This window comes from Methanohalophilus sp. RSK (genome assembly GCF_003722075.1).
Lineage (GTDB): Archaea > Halobacteriota > Methanosarcinia > Methanosarcinales > Methanosarcinaceae > Methanohalophilus.
Map to the genome: position 1 here is coordinate 76341 of NZ_RDSK01000015.1, position 16696 is coordinate 93036.

A 16696-nucleotide genomic window follows, 5' to 3' on the forward strand; every position below is an offset into this window, starting at 1 on the left:
TTGAACTGATAAAGAACAACAATAACAAGAGATATATTGTTATTTTACTAAATTGTTCATGAATAATATTGTTCATAATTAATAAATCCGGATTTTTTTATATAGATGCGAATCCTAGTGTATCATATAGGAAGTATCTGTGGAAAATCATGAGCCAAAAAAGCAAAATCTCCGGAAAGGGCACATTTAAAAGCCACCCAGCATGTTATCTTACAGCAAATGCAGGAATATTGTCAGTAGCATCCATATTCTTCTGGCACATATTTACAAATACAGGTGCAAAAATGGTTCAGACCCTGGGATCTGCTGGTATCATAATTGAGCCGGCCATGTTCGGTGAAATGTTCCAGTATCCGATATACGCAGCAATAGGACTCTGTGCATGGGCAATGATAATAATTGCACTGGCATCCACCCCAATAATATTCAATAGTCGGTTTTTCTCATACAGGAAAAATATTCCTGCCATTCATCCCGGGAATTAAACCAATCCCGGCAATAAATATTTCTCTATTTAATTTCAGTATTAGTTGTACTGATTTATCCATTCAGGAAAACACTTATTCGCCCTGATTTTTCAGTAAACCTACCCTAGATTTATGCCGTGCAAACTGCGGGCATAAGAATCCATTCAATTTTATAATCTTAAAGCAATAATAGAAATCGAAATTAATTTTCTAAAAATTATTCACCAATCGGAATTGTGAAAGTAAAAGTACTACCCTTACCAACTTCACTGTCCAGCCAGATATCCCCACCATGCATTTCTACGTATTTTTTAACAAGGGCAAGGCCCAGACCGGTTCCACCATAGGTTCTGGTGCTTGATGAATCTGCCTGGCGGAATGGATCAAATATTTCTTCATGCTTTTCTTTTGGAATGCCAGTACCATTATCTGAAACAGATACATGGATTTGGTCATCGATAACTTTTAAGTTGACCTTGACTTCACCCTTTTGCGGTGTGAATTTTATTGCATTGCTCAGCAGATTATACATGATCTCTTTGAACTTCATCCTATCTGCGTTTATTTCTAAATTTTCAGGTTCAAGAGTATGTTCCAGGTTAATAGATTTCTTTTCTGCCATCGGCTGCACCAGTACAATAGTATCCTCGATCGTATCTGGAACATTGAGGACTTCAGGCATATAATCCATATTTCCAGATTCCAGTTTTGAAATATCAAGGATATTATTGATCAGCTCCAGAAGATGGTTTCCTCCTTTGAGAACATTAAATATGTATTTGGATTGCCTTTCATTAAGATCCCCAAATTTTTCATCTGAAAGTACCTGTGAAAAACCGATAATTGAATTAAGAGGGGTGCGGAGTTCGTGGCTCATGTTTGCGAGGAATTCTGATTTGGTCTTGCTTGCTTCTTCAGCAAGGACCTTCGATTGGATAAGAGCCTTTTCAACTTTTTTTCTCTCGGTTATATCGATGGTATTGCCATAGACCTGCAACCTACCATTATGATTGAATACCTTTCCAGAGGAATAAAACCATGCATCTGTTCCGTCTGCTTTTTTTACTTCATATTCCCGAGATATCGTTTCGCCGGGACGGGCAATTGCCTGTGTGAAGGCATCCATTACACCATCCATATATTGGGGTTTGATGTAACTGAAATATTTGTCCCACTGGTTATTAATCGTATTTGGAGGAAGAGCCAATAATTTATCTACAGCTTCGGAAATATATGTATTTATAAAGTTACCATTTTTATCGATGTCAGATTTCCAGATAACATTGGGGACATTTGCATTGATCAACTCAATCTGATTCAATTTGTCTTTAATTTCCTCTTCCATTTTTTTGCGCTCTGTGACATCCCTTGCACTGCAAAGAGCTGCATATTCCCCTTTGTAATTAATAGAAGTCATCGCGAACTCTACATACAAAGTATCCCCACTTTTTGTAAATACTTTAACCTCATATGTAGAAGGGACATCTTTACCCGATGCTCTTCTTAGTGCGTAGTTTTGCAATCTTTCCCTATCATCCGGGTGAATGAGATCCCAGTCACTCATTTCGTATAATTCATCTTTTGTATATCCAACGAGCTTACAGACAGTATCATTCACAAAAAGCAGCTTGTTATCTTTTTGAATAAATATAGCATCGTGACTATTTTCAGTTACAGCCCGATAAAGAGCCTCCCTCTCCTGAAGCTTCTTTTCTGATTTGATCAACGTTTCTTTGTCACTTTTGCTTTTAAGCAAATGGGTAATGTTTTGGCCAACCAGCTTCAACAGGTCCCTGTCAGTATCGGTCCATATTCGATACTCATGCACAGCATCAAAACCCAGGAAACCAATAAGCTGGCCTTCCTGAATCATAGGTACAGTGATAAGGGATCGAATGTTTTGTGATTCAAAATGTTCACGTTCTAGTTGTGCCTGTTGGGGCAGGGATGCAACATCATGTACGTAAAATATCTCACGGTTGAGTATATATTCAGCAAGCCACGGCAATTCTTCACTCAGCTGAATATCCTGAAGGTTGTCTAACTGTGGCTCAATACCCTCATTGCACCATTCGTGGGGTGTTTGCCATACGCTCATATCCTCCCCTGAAGAGGAACACATAAGCACGGTCAGCCCCGGTGAAAGCCCCAATAGAACCCAGAGCACGCTCGATCCCCGTATCAACTTCATCCACACTCAATGTCACAAAATCCGACGATATCTCACTAATGAGGTGTTCAAAATCAGCCTTTTTGCGCAGTTCTTTTTCAGCACGTTCACTTTTCAGGCCCTGACCGATTACAGTAGATACCACCTGAAGCATGGAGACGTCCTCTTCATTCCATTTTCCCGTACCTATTACATTATCCATCCCGATAAAGCCCGATATTTTCCCATCAACATATACAGGTAATACTATGAGAGATTTGATGTGCTGCATTTCAAGGATTTCACGTTCTGCAGAAGCTTCAATTGGTAATGAAGAAACATCGGTGATATGGATGTATTCACCTTTCCTGAGTCTCTGCATCCACCAGGGAAACATATCAACAGGCAATTCCTGAAGGTGCTCTTTCTGGGGATCTACGCCTTCCATACACCATTCGTGTGTATTGTCCATCACCTTTCCATGATCATGGAACAAAAACAGGTACGCTCTGCTGGCACCACACAAATTTCCAATTTTTCCAAGGGACTTCACGATTGCACTATCAATATTATCCGGTGCTATGAATAAAGATGATACTGACGAAATTGTATCTTCGATAGCAAACTTTCTTTGAGATACAATTTCAGATTCTTTTATTCCCGTTATATCTATATGCTGCAGAAGAACACTTATCGGATAGGTCTTTGAAAGCGGCGTGGCTTTCAATAAAAACCAGCGTTTTTCATCGGGACTGTGGCATGGATATTCAACTTTAAATGCATCTATTTTCCCGCTTATTACATCCCTTATTCCTTCTGCTGCAACAGAAACCCCGTTTGAATCCTCACCTTTTGCTTCATCGCATACCTTCAGGTAATTTGTACCTTCATTGTATTCTTCAGGATTCGGATAATTATTCGCAGAGAACTGTTTCCAGCTTTTATTTGCGTAAGAAATAATTCCATTCGCAGATAGGATTGCGACATTGTCTTCCCATAAATCAAAAACATCAGTTGTGAATCTTTTTTCACTATAATTTTTCTGGAAAGACATACAGAAATCCTCTGTTAAGAAATTGAGTGGATACTTTTTAATAAGTATATACAATGACTCTTATAATAATTTAATTGACCTTTAATCTGTTCAGGTTGTATAATAAATTACAAGAATGAAATCTGCTCAGTTCAATCGAATATACATTAAGAAAAAAAGTTAAAATCTACCTGTGTAAAATATTGATATACTTAATTTAATTTTCGTGGATTTGCCATTAAAACGGTAAACATCTTCATTCCTGAATAAAAAATAGATTTTAAAAGCCGAGCAATCATGCCAGGGAATTGCTCTTATCTGCTATTTCATCGTTTAGAGGATCAAGTTCATCATGATATGATTCTATGTAATTAGAAACCTCTTCAGCTTCTGGATACCTGGCAATATGATATATAGCATCCCCTTCATGAACCAGGGGCAGATTTGTCTTTCCGATTACAATCCCACAAAATGAACTCATAACTTTTGTCTCAACCTCACCCAGAGGGTCACCTACATAAGCCAGTAAATCTCCTTTTCTGACCAATGTTCCCAGAGGAGAAATCGAACGCAATATTCCGCTTGTAGGAGATCTGATCCATTGGGTCGATTTAGATATCACAGTCTCATAACCTTTCTTTTTTCTGGCCTTTGTCCTCATACCTAAATGATGCATAACTCCAAGTATACCCCTGACACCTGCCCGAATTGCGACCTCATCAAAACGAAGTGCCTCACCTGCTTCATATAATAAAAATGGTATATTTTTCTCACGAGCAGCTTCACGCAATGACCCATCACGCAGTTCAGTATTAATTATGACCGGTACGCCAAACGCACGGGCTAAAGCTTCTGTTTCTGTATCATCTACCAGGCACGCACGTATCTGGGGTAAATTATCCCGGGCAACAGCTCCTGTATGAAGATCAATTATATGGCTGCAATGTTCTACTATTTCTTCCATCAGGATATTTGCCAATCGGGATGCCATTGAACCTTTCTTAGAACCCGGAAAAGAGCGGTTCAGATCTCGCCTATCCGGTAAATAACGAGACTGGGAGACAAAACCAAAAACATTTACAATTGGTATAGTAATAAGAGTGCCTTTGAGGTTATTGATCGTTTTATGTGCAAGGACACGACGAATAATTTCTACACCGTTAATCTCATCCCCGTGAATAGCAGCACAGACGAGTAGACAGGGCCCGGGTTTGCGTCCATGTATAATATGAACTGGCATTGAAGCCGATGTATGAGTATAAAAGCTGGGAATCGGTAATTCAATGGATTTTCTTGTTCCCGGTTGAACCGTATTCCCTGCGATTGTTATTGGTGGTTGCATCGATTAACCTTTTCCTCTGGTTCGTGTCTTACCAAATTTACTGTTTTTCTCAATATAATCAATTATCATACCTGCAATATCTTTGCCAGTACTGGATTCTATACCTTCCAAACCGGGACTGGAGTTTACTTCCATCACCACAGGTCCATGATTGGAACGTAAAAGATCAACACCTGCAACATTAAGCCCCATTATTTTTGCAGCACGCACAGCAGTTGACCGTTCTTCAGGTGTGATTCTGATAGTAGTTGCTGTTCCTCCTCTGTGAATGTTTGAACGGAATTCATCTTTGGGACCTTGTCTTTTCATGGATGCCACAACTTTACCCCCAACAACAAAACAGCGTATGTCGGCACCCTTGGATTCCTTTATGTATTCCTGGACCAGGATATTTGCATTTACACCCATAAATCCTTCAATAATACTTTCTGCAGCTTTTTGTGTTTCTGCAAGCACTACACCTATACCCTGTGTACCTTCAAGAATCTTAACAACAAGTGGAGCGCCACCAACCATTTTTACCATGTCTTTTACATCATCGGGTTTGCTTGCATACACAGTCACAGGCAAACCTATACCCCTGCGGGAGAGTAACTGTAAAGAGCGTAGTTTGTCCCTGGAACGGGTAAGTGCAACTGATTCATTCAAAGGAAAAACACCCATCATCTCAAATTGTCGCAAAACTGCAGCACCATAGAATGTAACAGATGCACCTATACGGGGAATTACCGCATCAAAATCGTTCAATTCCTCGCCTTTATAGTGAATGGAAGGTTTGTGAGAAGTAATATTCATGTAAGCACGCAATACATCTATAACCTGAATTGTATGCCCATTCTCTTCTGCTGCTTCAATTAATCGACGAGTTGAGTAAAGTTTCTTATTCCTTGACAATAAAGCAATTTTCATTCGTTTACCTCGGGTCTTATCCCATATAGTTCGTATAATGTTTTTTTATCCAGTTTCCCACACATAAATGATGCAGTCGGATTTACCATTGCTCTTTTCTTAAGTGCATTACGCCCCAGTAACATCTTGAAACGCATAGTATCCCGGCCAGTAAGCGTTAGTTCAATGGGGTACATATAATTTTCAAAAACAACAGGTGTTTCGATGACATAACGCATCTCCCTATGACCACCAGAATCGGTCACCTGACGTCTATCCTTAAGTGGAACTTTGCATTCAATATAGAAATTTAAGTTTTTTTGAATGGGATGAACCAGAAATCGAACCATATCAATATTATTCTCTCTGTAAAGCTCGATATCAAACGCATGCAATGCAGATGTTCTGGCGCCTGTATCTACTTTCGCTTTTATGGCATACAGTCCTAATTCGGGTAGTGCAACCCATTCTCTCCATCCAAGCATCAAGCCCTGTTCTTTTTTAGTCATAAGACATCTTCACTGTGAACTTTTTTGACATATCATTCTAGGTAAAAATAACCTATTCCTTAACAAAGTGGTGTTTACACAAATGACACATCTATTTTCATAATTTTAAGAAGCAAATCCAACTTAGAGTATATATATGTTTTTATAAGATTTTTATTGATTTCAAAATATACTTACTATAACATGGTGTCTAAATTATGCTTTATCCACAGAAATATTCATGAATAATATTGTTCATAATTAATAAATCCGGATTTTTTTATATAGATGCGAATCCTGATGTGTGCTATACTAAGTACCTATGGAAAATCATGATTCGAAAAAACAAACTCTCCAAAACGGGCATTTTTAGAAGCCATCCAGCATTTTATCTTACATCAAAAACGGGAATATTGTCAGCAGCATCTATATTCTTCTGGCAAATGTTCACACACACAGGTATCAAAATGATTCATACCCTGGAAGATGTGGGTCTCATAATAGATTTGACTACGTTCGGGGAACTGTTCCAGTATCCAGTATATGCAGCAATCGGATTCTGCACATGGGCATTGATAATAATTGCACTGGCAGCCACACCTATAATTCTTAACAGTCGGCTTTTCTCATACAGGAAAAACATTCCTGCCATTCATCCCGGAAATTAAGTCAATCTCCGGGAAAATTTTGAAAATCAGACTTTTTGATAAAACTTTTCAATATAACCTTCTTTTGCATGATAAAAATCACTTTCCGTGAATTCTGAACATAGATAATTTCTCGTCCTATTTCCTGCTTTGTGAAGAATAATTGCTATAATAAATTGAGTGTTAACTAAATCCAACCAAAGTTTCCACTAACTTCACGAGGAGACCTATAGAATTTAAGTTAATTTAACCGGTATTCAAATACCAAACTACAAAATAGAAATAAAATAGGGATTTGGGTATTTCCCAAATCGTTTTTTTCAAAATCAGAAGATTTAAACTACTTCACCGAATGCGAATTTACGCATTACTTTGGTGACTTTAACAGTGACTTCATCGCCGACTTCTGTGTTTGGAACAAAGATGACAAAGCCGCTAACTCTTGCAATGCCGTCTCCTTCTCTTGCGATATCTTCGATGGTCACTTCATAACTTTCGCCAGCTTCTACTGGTGCACTTGAATCCATATTGTTAAACAAATATTACACGTCCTTTCTAATGAGGCTTAAAACAGATAATTAACTAGTTGGAAAACATAGGAAAATAGTAAAAACGTATAAACCTAATATTTATCTCAGTAGCCTTGATCTCTTAAAAGCAAACATACTACGATGTTATGGTATATATACTTTTTGAATAGGAATGGGAGAAAAATAAACCTCCCTGCAAGAGGATTATTTCTTATCTTCCGCTAACAATATTTTCACAAGTGCAGCTGCGATATCCACTGAAGCATAATCTTCCTCCAGTAAATTTTCGACCCAGTGCTCATATTTGCCAATATGCCCATCATCGATTATCTTCTTGACGTTTTGTGACAGCTTTTCCGCCCTGATATCTTCAACATCACTCTGGGAAGGAACATTTTTCCTTATAATCTTTGCCTTTGTGTGTTTCTGTATATTTTTGATCTTACGGGTGTCCTTACCGGAAGCAAAGGTTATTGCAATTCCTTCTTTGCCTGCCCTACCGGTTCTGCCTATCCTGTGGACATATGATTCTTCATCTTGGGGAATGTCATAGTTGAAAACAGCCTCGATGTTCTCCACATCGATACCACGGGCAGCAACATCAGTTGCAACGAGTGTCTCAATTTCTCCTTTCCTGAAATTAGACATGACACGTTCCCTTTGCGCTTGCCTCATATCACCATGCAGTCCATCTACAAGATAACCTCGTGCCTTGAGAGTTTCAACCTGCTTATCGACGTTTTTCTTGGTATTACAGAAAACAAGAGAGGACTTGAAATTGTAAATATCTATCAAACGGCACAAAATTTCGGTCTTTGCATTGTTTTTGACTTCGAAATAGAATTGTTCAATCTGGGGGACCGTTAGTTTCTTATGAACCGTCTTTACCATCTGGGGATTTTGCAGGTATTTCTTTGTGAGTTTAATAATTGGCTTGGGCATCGTGGCAGAAAATAGAACTGTTTGTTTCTGGCCGGGCACGCGACTGAGAATAAATTCAATGTCCTCCCTGAAACCCATATCAAGCATTTCATCAGCTTCATCAAGCACCAGCATTTTCACACCATCAAACTTCAGTGTCTTTCTCTGGATATGGTCCATAACTCGCCCGGGAGTACCAATTACAATGTGTACCCCTCTTCTCAAGGCCTTAATCTGCCTGTCTATTGGTTGACCACCGTAAACAGGTAACATTTTGGTATTCTGGTACTTGGCAAGGTTGCTCATCTCCTCAGCAACCTGATTTGCCAGCTCCCTGGTTGGACAGAGGACCAATACCTGAACCTTCTTACTCTTGACATCCAGCATTTCAAGAGCAGGTATACCGAAGGCAGCAGTTTTACCGGTACCGGTCTGCGCCTGTCCTATTACATCCTTACCTTCCATAAGATAGGGGATAGATTGAGATTGAATAGGGGTGGGTTCCTCAAAACCCATATCTTCAACTGCACGTTCAATATTTTTCGATAAATTCAAATCTTTAAAAGTTAATGATTCCATGGTAAAATTCCTTTTATATTCTGCTATCACAGTATCCTGAAAAATTGCCTGACACAGAATAGGTGCCTGTATAGGCATCTTTGGGGATAATGATGATCAATTAGATGTACTTGTTCTAAATGTTTCTTTAAACAAAAAGAGGCATGGTCCATAACAACGGCAAGTATATAAAGGTTGTCGGTAAGCAAGGCAATCCCATAAATTGGTTTTACTAAAAACTGGATATATTTAGTGGTATTTTACAACGAGCCTATACTGAAAGCAAAAAATAGGAAAGTATATCGAAGAAAAATAATCAAATATCCGCAGACTCACTTTGTTTACTGCCTGTTTCCTGTTCTTCCACCACGTCCCTCTGCTGTGCCACTGCTTCGGCGTGTGCAACCGCTCCGCGAAGCCCTTTACGTCTTCTGTCCAGGGAACGCAAAGATTCTCCTCTGCCGTATAGAAGAAGTACATCATTAACTTCAATACGCGTGGACGCTACAGGGGCTCCAATGTATTTACCGCCGGGTTTCTGGATACCAAGAATAAGTACTCCCTCATCCACAAGGTTCAACTCATTTAGGACTTTACCGGCTAGCCAATCTTCAGAGCCAACTTCCAGTTCTGAAACCTGATAATCCCCACCCAGGTAAATCAGGCTTGCAGAATCCGATGTCTGGATATCGGTCCATCTGGTAAGAGAAAAAGTGATAACACGGCTGAGGAATCTATCAGTGTTTTTGCTACGGGTAAGGATTAAAATTGTTAGCATACCAAGTGTAATGACAATGACATAACTTAGCAATGTATCAGAAGCAGGATTCAGAAAGACAAGGACTACAGAAGCCATCAGGGTTATTATTCCTGCATTCCCCACAAGCATAAGCAACATCAGTATCCTGCGCCTTACAGGATGATTCATCATTTTTTCGGATTCCGTGGTTGTAAAACCCGCACCTGTAAGTGCAGATCTTGCCTGGAAACGTGAGACTTCGCGGGAAAGACCGGTTAGGGTTAACGCAATAGTGGCTATACGATTGATAAAAAGAGATAAAATAATTACCACAAAAACCGTAACAAATGCCGCTATCATTTAGAAGTCTTCTCCTTGTGTCCTATTGGACCTGAAGCCATTTATTATTTTCTGAGTAAAATGAACCATAAAGTGGAAGGAAAGGAATAGGAGAGGAGGAAAATAAGGCAATTCAGTGAATTGCCCTTTAATAATCAGCCGATGAGGTTGGCATAAGCGATCAACCTGTACAGAGAAAACAATCCAAATGCCAGAATAACCATCATGAAAACCATTTCATTAATGGTAATGCTACGGTTTGCTTGTCTGGTAAGATCACTTTTCTCCTGTATAGATTCATTTTGGTAAATTTCCATTTACTAACCCCCGTTTATCTATTAGTCACATATATTGTGATGTTTAATCGTTATAAATATCTATAATGATTTACCATTGATAAACTTTATGCCTATTATAAACCACACCCAAAATTTGCCGACATCCGCAAGTAAATAATGTGAAAAACTCGCATCTATGCCATTTTCATATAATCTAATTCTTCTGTACTCCAGCATAGACGATACATTATGTACAAGCCTCATCAATTCGACAAAGGCTTCAGAAAAGACAGCAGCAAGCAAATCTTTGTGTCGAGTATGTATATGCAGCATAAATAAAAACAGTTCTTCATGAAAAAATGTGGAAAATCTCGGATCAATGATGCACATTGCCATTACGGAACAAATTCAATCTTTATGACAATGGCGCTAAGGCCTACCACCAGAATAAGTAATAACATACAGAGGCTGCAGGAGAACATGGATAAGAACAATGTTGAAAACTGTGTTCTTTTTGCACAACCAGAACCATCAAACACTTTCGGACATTTCTGGAAAGGTCTTTTCTACCATCTCAAAAACAAATCTCCAGACCCTGATGAACCATACTCTGGTTGGAAGATAGATTACACCAGAGCAAACGATGAAATATGGGCAATTGATGATGACCGGGTCGCTTTTATACCGTTTATAGCTGCAAATGATAGTGCCGAAAATATTGCAAAATATGAAGATGAATACGAAAAACCTCCTGCAGGGATAAAGTATTATGGAATCTATGGAAATATGCCTGGTGATTCAATCCTGAGTTATATGAATGAAAACTACATGAACCTCCTTTTACACATCCCTATGGCGTGTAATAAAGATCCTTATAAATTGCTGGATAAAGTGGAACAATATACGGATATTAATTTTCAGCTTGCACATCTGGGAGATGGTATCCCTGAAATTATAAATGCACTCAATGATCTTGATAATCTCTATCTGGATACTGCAATGTCAAACCACGAAGCATACAGATACATGTATAAAAATCATGACACGACTACTGAGGATATAATAACCAGCCAGCCAGAAGGAAAAGTCCTTTTTGGTTCAGATGAACCCTGGGGAAACCTGCAGGAACAACTCCAGAACATAGTTAAACTACAGGAAGACGGAACCTTTTCGACAAAGGATGTTGACAGGGTACTGTACAAAAATGCAGCACATTTATGGGATTTCTGAACTGCAAGATAATTTAAAATAATAATACAGCCCAAACTATTATTATAGTTTGATTTGTGTATTATTCTTTTAAGGAGGATAAAGATGGCAAAAAAGATGTGTTCCTGGAAATACAAAGGAATTTAAAAAACTTATTAAGAATCCTTCGTATTACTGCAATAAATATGGCCGTGTTGCAAAGGATGACGAGAATCTCTGCAAAGCCAAAAAACTATAAAATGGCTTTGAAGAGGTAGTTTTAATCTCTCGCATTATTAAAACCAACCTTATAGGCAATTGCCTCCATAAGAGTTTACTTTTTGACTTGTCTGTGCCGTTTTCTACTACAAAAAATTCTCCAAACTGCGAGATATCAGATGTCCAGATTGTCGATCCTTTCCTTTATGCTTGCGGAAGATTCTTTTAGTACCTGTTTCTGTTCTTCAGTCAGTTCCAGCTCTATTATACCTTCAACACCCCCACAACCAATTTTTGCAGGTACACCGAAATATATTCCTTTCTGGCCATATTCCCCCTCCAGATAAGCAGAAACAGGTAAGATTCTCTTTTCATCTCTCAGAATTGATTCAACCATCTGGACTATGGCAGCAGAGGGTGCATAAAAGGCGCTACCCTGTTTGAGAAGAGCAACTATTTCAGCACCACCATGGATTGTACGTTCTACAAGCCCTGCAATGACATCTTCTCCAAGCAATTCTGGCAGAGGCGTCCCGAATACTGAAGAATGCTGGGGAAGGGGAAGCATCTGGTCCCCATGACCACCTATCACCATTGCTTCAACATCTCTTTTGGAGCAGGCAAGTTCATCGGCAATAAAACTGGCAAAACGTCCTGTATCAAGTATTCCACTCATTCCAAATACACGATTTGATTCAAAACCAGTGACTTCCAGGGCCACATAAGTCATTACATCAAGAGGATTGGTAACAGCAATAACAATACAATGAGGTGCATATTCTCTGACATTCTCACAAACATCTTTCATGATCTTAGTATTGATATTTATCAGATCAGCCCGGCTCATTCCGGGTTTTCTTGCAGCCCCGGCAGTTATGATAACAATATCTGAATCAACAATGTCCGCATAGTCATTACTGCCTTTGATTTTGGTATCATATCCTACTATAGCTCCTGCCTGCATAAGGTCCAGGGCTTTTCCCTGAGGTAAACCTTCAACTATATCCACAAGGACAATGTTACCGAATTCCATTTCGGCAAGTCTCTGCACAGTAGTTGCACCAACATTCCCTGCTCCTATTACTGAGATTTTAACCATGGCAAAAGCACCTTTGATGTGATTGTTTTAAGAGGAAATCAAATTAGATTTTTTTATAATTAAAACTATTCTTTTGCGATTAATATTGCTGTTTCGTATTAAAGGTATTTTTGAAAACATTGGTTTAAAATATACAGAAAATATAACTGGAGATGATATACAGAATGTGAATTAACCAAAAACGGTGAAAAATGTGCAAGCTATCCTGATTTTCACGATAACTATAGTATTAATAACAATTCTTCTCTGGAAGATTAGATTACCCCCTTTCCTTGTCCTGACAGGTGCAGCCCTTTTTTATGGTATTTTCAGCGGGATGCAGCAAAATGCAATCGCAATGGCTACACAGGGCGCAGGCAGGGTTTTTGCACTCCTAGCAATTCCTATTTTTTCAGGGTCATTGATTGCCCTGGTAATAAGACAGGAAAATTTTGCTCAGCGGATTGTGCCGGATATGCAAAAAATATCCTCACGACCCACCCTTACATCAGCGATTGCAGGTTACCTGTTATCCATACCCCTCATGTGCTGCCTGACAGCTTATGTGGTAATGATACCCCTTGTTGAAAACCTGAAAGTAAACTCCGAGATCAGGAAGAAATGTTATTATGCAACCGCGGTCGCAAGTACACTTTCTTTTGTCCTTCTGTATCCGCTTCCTGTCATATACAGTATTACAAGAAATCTTAATTTTAATGTTGATGCTGGTTTCAACCTGGCTGCAATCACCATATCCATAATTCTCTTTATTTTTGGATACCTGCTTATTTCAAAAAGAGGCAGCCACAAAGACACATGGAAAGAAAGAGAATTGTCAGCAAAGGAGTCACCTATTGGATGGATTCCATTAATACTGCCCATTTTTTTCCTGACAATTGGCTATTTTTTGCCGGGAGCTTCCCTGCTGGCAGATGTCAATCTTGCCATTATTCTTGCAGCCAGTTTCTCCCTGTTACTGGTAAAAAAAGAAAATCTGGATACCGTTTTTGAGAAAGGCAGCCGCAATGCAGGTATTATATTACTTGACCTATGCGGTGCGGGGGCACTTGGAGGAGTAATTGCTGCTAGTTCATTTGCAGAAAATACCTATAATCTTATCGGACACCTAGTACCTGCTCTTTTCATCCCGTTTATTTTCGCCGCGATAATCCAGACTGCACAGGGATCCAGGGCTGTCACCGCAATAATAACATCATCCATACTCGCCTACAGCCCCTATGTTTCAGAGGTGGCAACCATTCCCCTGATATTAATGATATCAGCTGGCACCATGGTGTTTTCCTACGTTACAGATCCATTTTTCTGGCTGATCCAGAGAACCACGGGAGATGATGTGAAAACCGTAGTATCGAATTATACCATTCCACTTGCCATACTGGGAATATTACTCTTCACTTCAGTCTTACTGATTGATTATTTCCTGTTCTGAAGTGACAACAATTATTAACCAGTAAAAAAGACCACAGATTATGGATAAACAGATAATCAAGATAATTAAAGGTGACATCACAGAACAGGAAGTTGATGCCATTGTTAATGCAGCCAATAATTCCCTGCTGGGCGGAGGAGGGGTTGATGGAGCAATACACAAAGCTGCAGGACCTAAACTGCTGGAAGAGTGCAGGACACTGAACGGTTGTGCAACAGGTGAAGCGAAAATCACGCAAGGCTATGACCTGCCGGCAAAATGGGTCATACACACAGTGGGACCTGTCTGGCACGGCGGAAACAATGACGAGGACAAAATGCTGACAAGATGTTACAGGAATTGTCTTGAATTGGCAGCAGAAAAAGGAATCAAAACTATCGCTTTCCCTTCAATAAGTACCGGAGTCTACCATTTTCCTATACAGTGGGCAGCTGAGATCGCCATAGATGAAGTTATCAGTTTTCTGAACGACAGGCCTGTTTTTGACAGGATAGTATTTGTATGTTTTAACGATGAAACTTTCAGTAGCTTCAATCGGGTACTTGATGAAAGAGTACCATAAACAAAGCAGGAGATAGAGAAATGATCGGAATAATGGCTGATTATCTCTTAATGTAATAGTGATAATGTAATACTGTATTATCCATTGAACCATTAAGTTTAAAGTATTATCTATCATATACCTTAACATAAAGGATAAGTTGTAATTATGCCAAGACTTCAAGAATCAAAAAATAGGTTAAGCCTGACAGTACCCAAGTCTATTGCAGATTTGAAAGGATGGAAGAAGGGACAGAAGTTAAAGTTTGTAGAAAGGAATGGATACGTTTGTCTTATTGAAGATGAATAATAGGAATATTCAAATAAAATAAGTGTAAGATAATGGTATAGGAATGTGTGATACACGCCCGTCTTACATTTTTCATACTGTGACACATATTGCACATAAAAGAGGAGGAAGAATAGTGGCAAAGCCTATTGAGTTAGGATTACGGTTAGAAGGTGAGGATGCTAAAGAATTCTGGGAAAACGAAAAAAAACCCGCAACTACACAACAAAAGGAGTTAGTGAAAAACGCCAGAAAAATGTATAAGAGAATTAGGTTCTGATACATGCCTAAAATCGATCCCTATTCCCTTATCGTTTATCCTTTATCTAAAAAACACGATGTTTCTTTTTTTAATTCAACTGAAGAAGAGTTGAACGATTTTTTTAAAAACGATGCAAAAAACAATCAAGAACAATTAGTAAGTAGAACTTACGTTTGTTATTATGAAAAACACTTGGTGGGGTATTTTACATTAACAACCGATGTATTAGAAGTTAAAGCAATTAAAAGAGAAGATATGTGTGATGATTTCGCACATGACCCTTACCCCGCTGTTAAACTTGCACGGTTGGCCGTCGATCAAAATTATGAAAGAATGGGAGTGGGTCAACTTAGTTGGATTGCTAGCTGTAAGAAATAGTATTTTTATAAAGCAGGGGTTATATGTTTGTTAAATATTAAACCAATTTTTATAAATTCTGTTAAAACGTTCCTTAGGATATTAGAAAAATGTAATGTCCAGTAGTCCTTTGAAAGCAACGTTTTGTCTTTCATATCTACTTGCTATTTTCCTGTATCCCATTTTCAATCATGCAATGAATCGTTCTATTGTCCCACTTCTCCTTTATGACTCATATTCAAGTCTTGTAGATCTTCCCCTCTTAGTATATCTCCGATTCCTGATATTTATTAATAGAAATGTTATTTTATATCGCTCTGTGTCTCTGATATTTCCTGATGTTTATCTCATCATAAGAAGAATCTGCAAGTACTTCTAACTGTCTGGTTCTTGGTCTTTTTTCAGTTTGATCTTTATATTTCCATGAACTCAACAAAGTGATTTCTGTAATGTTCTTTTCCCGAGGCTATTTGGATTGTCAAAGTAAAGCCTTTACAACTTATACAAACATGTATCTTTATTCCATTCCTTTTTTTGTGGCCGTTGTATTCGGAATTTTACCTTTTTTGTTTCAATAAAACTGCTATCAAAATACAATATCCATAGAGAATTTACCCTTCTGGTAAGCTGAATCCCGAAGGGATTCCATTATCTTATTGCTATATTCCTCTGACATCTTTCAAGCCTTCTCCATGCATTTACATGGGAGCCGTAAATAGATGGCATATCCTCTCACCTACAACCTGTAATCAGAACAAAGAGAATTCCATTGATGACATTAAGGTCGTTAGATCTCTTTTCTTCCAGTTATTGGCTGCTGTGGCAAAAACGGTTTGATGTATTTCCATTGTTCATCAGAGAGTTCTATGAACTCCATATATTTCTCTCATATAATTATTGTACTAGGTAGTATCTATACTTTTGAAATGAGCTC

Annotated in this window: 17 protein-coding genes; 7 read left to right on the forward strand and 10 right to left on the reverse strand. The window is 38.6% G+C overall.

Annotation, left to right across the window (positions count from 1 at the left end):
* Positions 1-68 precede the first annotated feature (68 nt).
* Positions 69-485, forward strand: a complete 417-nt coding sequence (locus EFE42_RS08445; protein WP_148039269.1) for a hypothetical protein — start codon at positions 69-71, stop codon at positions 483-485.
* A gap of 199 nt (positions 486-684) precedes the next feature.
* Here the strand turns inward: EFE42_RS08445 and EFE42_RS08450 are convergent, their stop codons facing one another.
* The 5 genes from EFE42_RS08450 to EFE42_RS08470 form a co-directional block, all read right to left on the reverse strand.
* Positions 685-2565 (reverse strand): PAS domain S-box protein, encoded by a 1881-nt coding sequence (locus EFE42_RS08450; protein WP_158599215.1) that lies wholly within the window; start codon positions 2563-2565, stop codon positions 685-687.
* Positions 2528-3670, reverse strand: a complete 1143-nt coding sequence (locus EFE42_RS08455) for a GAF domain-containing protein (protein WP_123136824.1) — start codon at positions 3668-3670, stop codon at positions 2528-2530. The genes EFE42_RS08450 and EFE42_RS08455 overlap by 38 nt, the downstream gene beginning before the upstream one ends.
* Positions 3671-3944: 274 nt before the next feature.
* Positions 3945-4889, reverse strand: a complete 945-nt coding sequence (locus EFE42_RS08460; protein WP_233564794.1) for a succinylglutamate desuccinylase/aspartoacylase family protein — start codon at positions 4887-4889, stop codon at positions 3945-3947.
* Between the two features lie 105 nt (positions 4890-4994).
* Positions 4995-5900, reverse strand: a complete 906-nt coding sequence (rimK, locus tag EFE42_RS08465; protein ID WP_123136826.1) for a 30S ribosomal protein S6--L-glutamate ligase — start codon at positions 5898-5900, stop codon at positions 4995-4997.
* The gene (locus EFE42_RS08470; RefSeq protein ID WP_123136827.1) at positions 5897-6388 is read right to left on the reverse strand and encodes a RimK/LysX family protein; all 492 of its coding nucleotides are present in this window, start codon (positions 6386-6388) and stop codon (positions 5897-5899) included. Before EFE42_RS08470 ends, rimK begins: the two co-directional genes overlap by 4 nt.
* A gap of 422 nt (positions 6389-6810) precedes the next feature.
* On the opposite strand from EFE42_RS08470, the gene EFE42_RS08475 reads away from it, so the two are divergent.
* On the forward strand, positions 6811-7035 hold the full coding sequence (locus tag EFE42_RS08475; protein ID WP_148039270.1) for a hypothetical protein: 225 nt from the start codon (positions 6811-6813) through the stop codon (positions 7033-7035).
* Positions 7036-7349: 314 nt separating this feature from the next.
* On the opposite strand, the gene EFE42_RS08480 is transcribed toward EFE42_RS08475, so the two are convergent.
* The 4 genes from EFE42_RS08480 to EFE42_RS10545 all read right to left on the reverse strand — a co-directional run bounded on the left by EFE42_RS08480 (position 7350) and on the right by EFE42_RS10545 (position 10418).
* Positions 7350-7541, reverse strand: coding sequence for a TRAM domain-containing protein (locus EFE42_RS08480; protein ID WP_013037550.1), 192 nt, complete (start codon positions 7539-7541; stop codon positions 7350-7352).
* A 207-nt stretch (positions 7542-7748) separates the two neighbouring features.
* Positions 7749-9044 carry a DEAD/DEAH box helicase gene (locus EFE42_RS08485; protein ID WP_123136894.1) on the reverse strand — a complete coding sequence of 432 codons (1296 nt, stop codon included), beginning with the start codon at positions 9042-9044 and terminating at the stop codon, positions 7749-7751.
* Positions 9045-9339: 295 nt separating this feature from the next.
* A complete protein-coding gene (locus EFE42_RS08490; RefSeq protein ID WP_123136829.1) occupies positions 9340-10122 on the reverse strand; it encodes a TrkA C-terminal domain-containing protein in 783 nt (260 codons plus the stop codon).
* Between the two features lie 134 nt (positions 10123-10256).
* A complete protein-coding gene (locus EFE42_RS10545) occupies positions 10257-10418 on the reverse strand; it encodes a hypothetical protein (RefSeq protein WP_158599216.1) in 162 nt (53 codons plus the stop codon).
* A 441-nt stretch (positions 10419-10859) separates the two neighbouring features.
* On the opposite strand from EFE42_RS10545, the gene EFE42_RS08500 reads away from it, so the two are divergent.
* Complete coding sequence (locus EFE42_RS08500; protein WP_158599217.1) at positions 10860-11609, forward strand: amidohydrolase family protein; 750 nt, start codon at positions 10860-10862, stop codon at positions 11607-11609.
* Positions 11610-11961: 352 nt separating this feature from the next.
* Here EFE42_RS08500 and mdh read toward each other — a convergent pair whose 3' ends face one another.
* Positions 11962-12885 carry a malate dehydrogenase gene (mdh, locus tag EFE42_RS08505; protein ID WP_123136832.1) on the reverse strand — a complete coding sequence of 308 codons (924 nt, stop codon included), beginning with the start codon at positions 12883-12885 and terminating at the stop codon, positions 11962-11964.
* A gap of 184 nt (positions 12886-13069) precedes the next feature.
* Between mdh and EFE42_RS08510 the strand changes: the two genes are divergently transcribed.
* The 4 genes from EFE42_RS08510 to EFE42_RS08520 all read left to right on the forward strand — a co-directional run bounded on the left by EFE42_RS08510 (position 13070) and on the right by EFE42_RS08520 (position 15783).
* Positions 13070-14314, forward strand: coding sequence for a GntP family permease (locus EFE42_RS08510; RefSeq protein ID WP_123136833.1), 1245 nt, complete (start codon positions 13070-13072; stop codon positions 14312-14314).
* 40 nt (positions 14315-14354) lie between these two features.
* The gene (locus EFE42_RS08515) at positions 14355-14876 is read left to right on the forward strand and encodes an O-acetyl-ADP-ribose deacetylase (RefSeq protein ID WP_123136834.1); all 522 of its coding nucleotides are present in this window, start codon (positions 14355-14357) and stop codon (positions 14874-14876) included.
* A 403-nt stretch (positions 14877-15279) separates the two neighbouring features.
* Positions 15280-15423, forward strand: a complete 144-nt coding sequence (locus tag EFE42_RS10550) for a hypothetical protein (RefSeq protein ID WP_158599218.1) — start codon at positions 15280-15282, stop codon at positions 15421-15423.
* A 3-nt stretch (positions 15424-15426) separates the two neighbouring features.
* Positions 15427-15783 (forward strand): hypothetical protein, encoded by a 357-nt coding sequence (locus EFE42_RS08520; protein WP_123136835.1) that lies wholly within the window; start codon positions 15427-15429, stop codon positions 15781-15783.
* Positions 15784-16696: the final 913 nt, after the last annotated feature.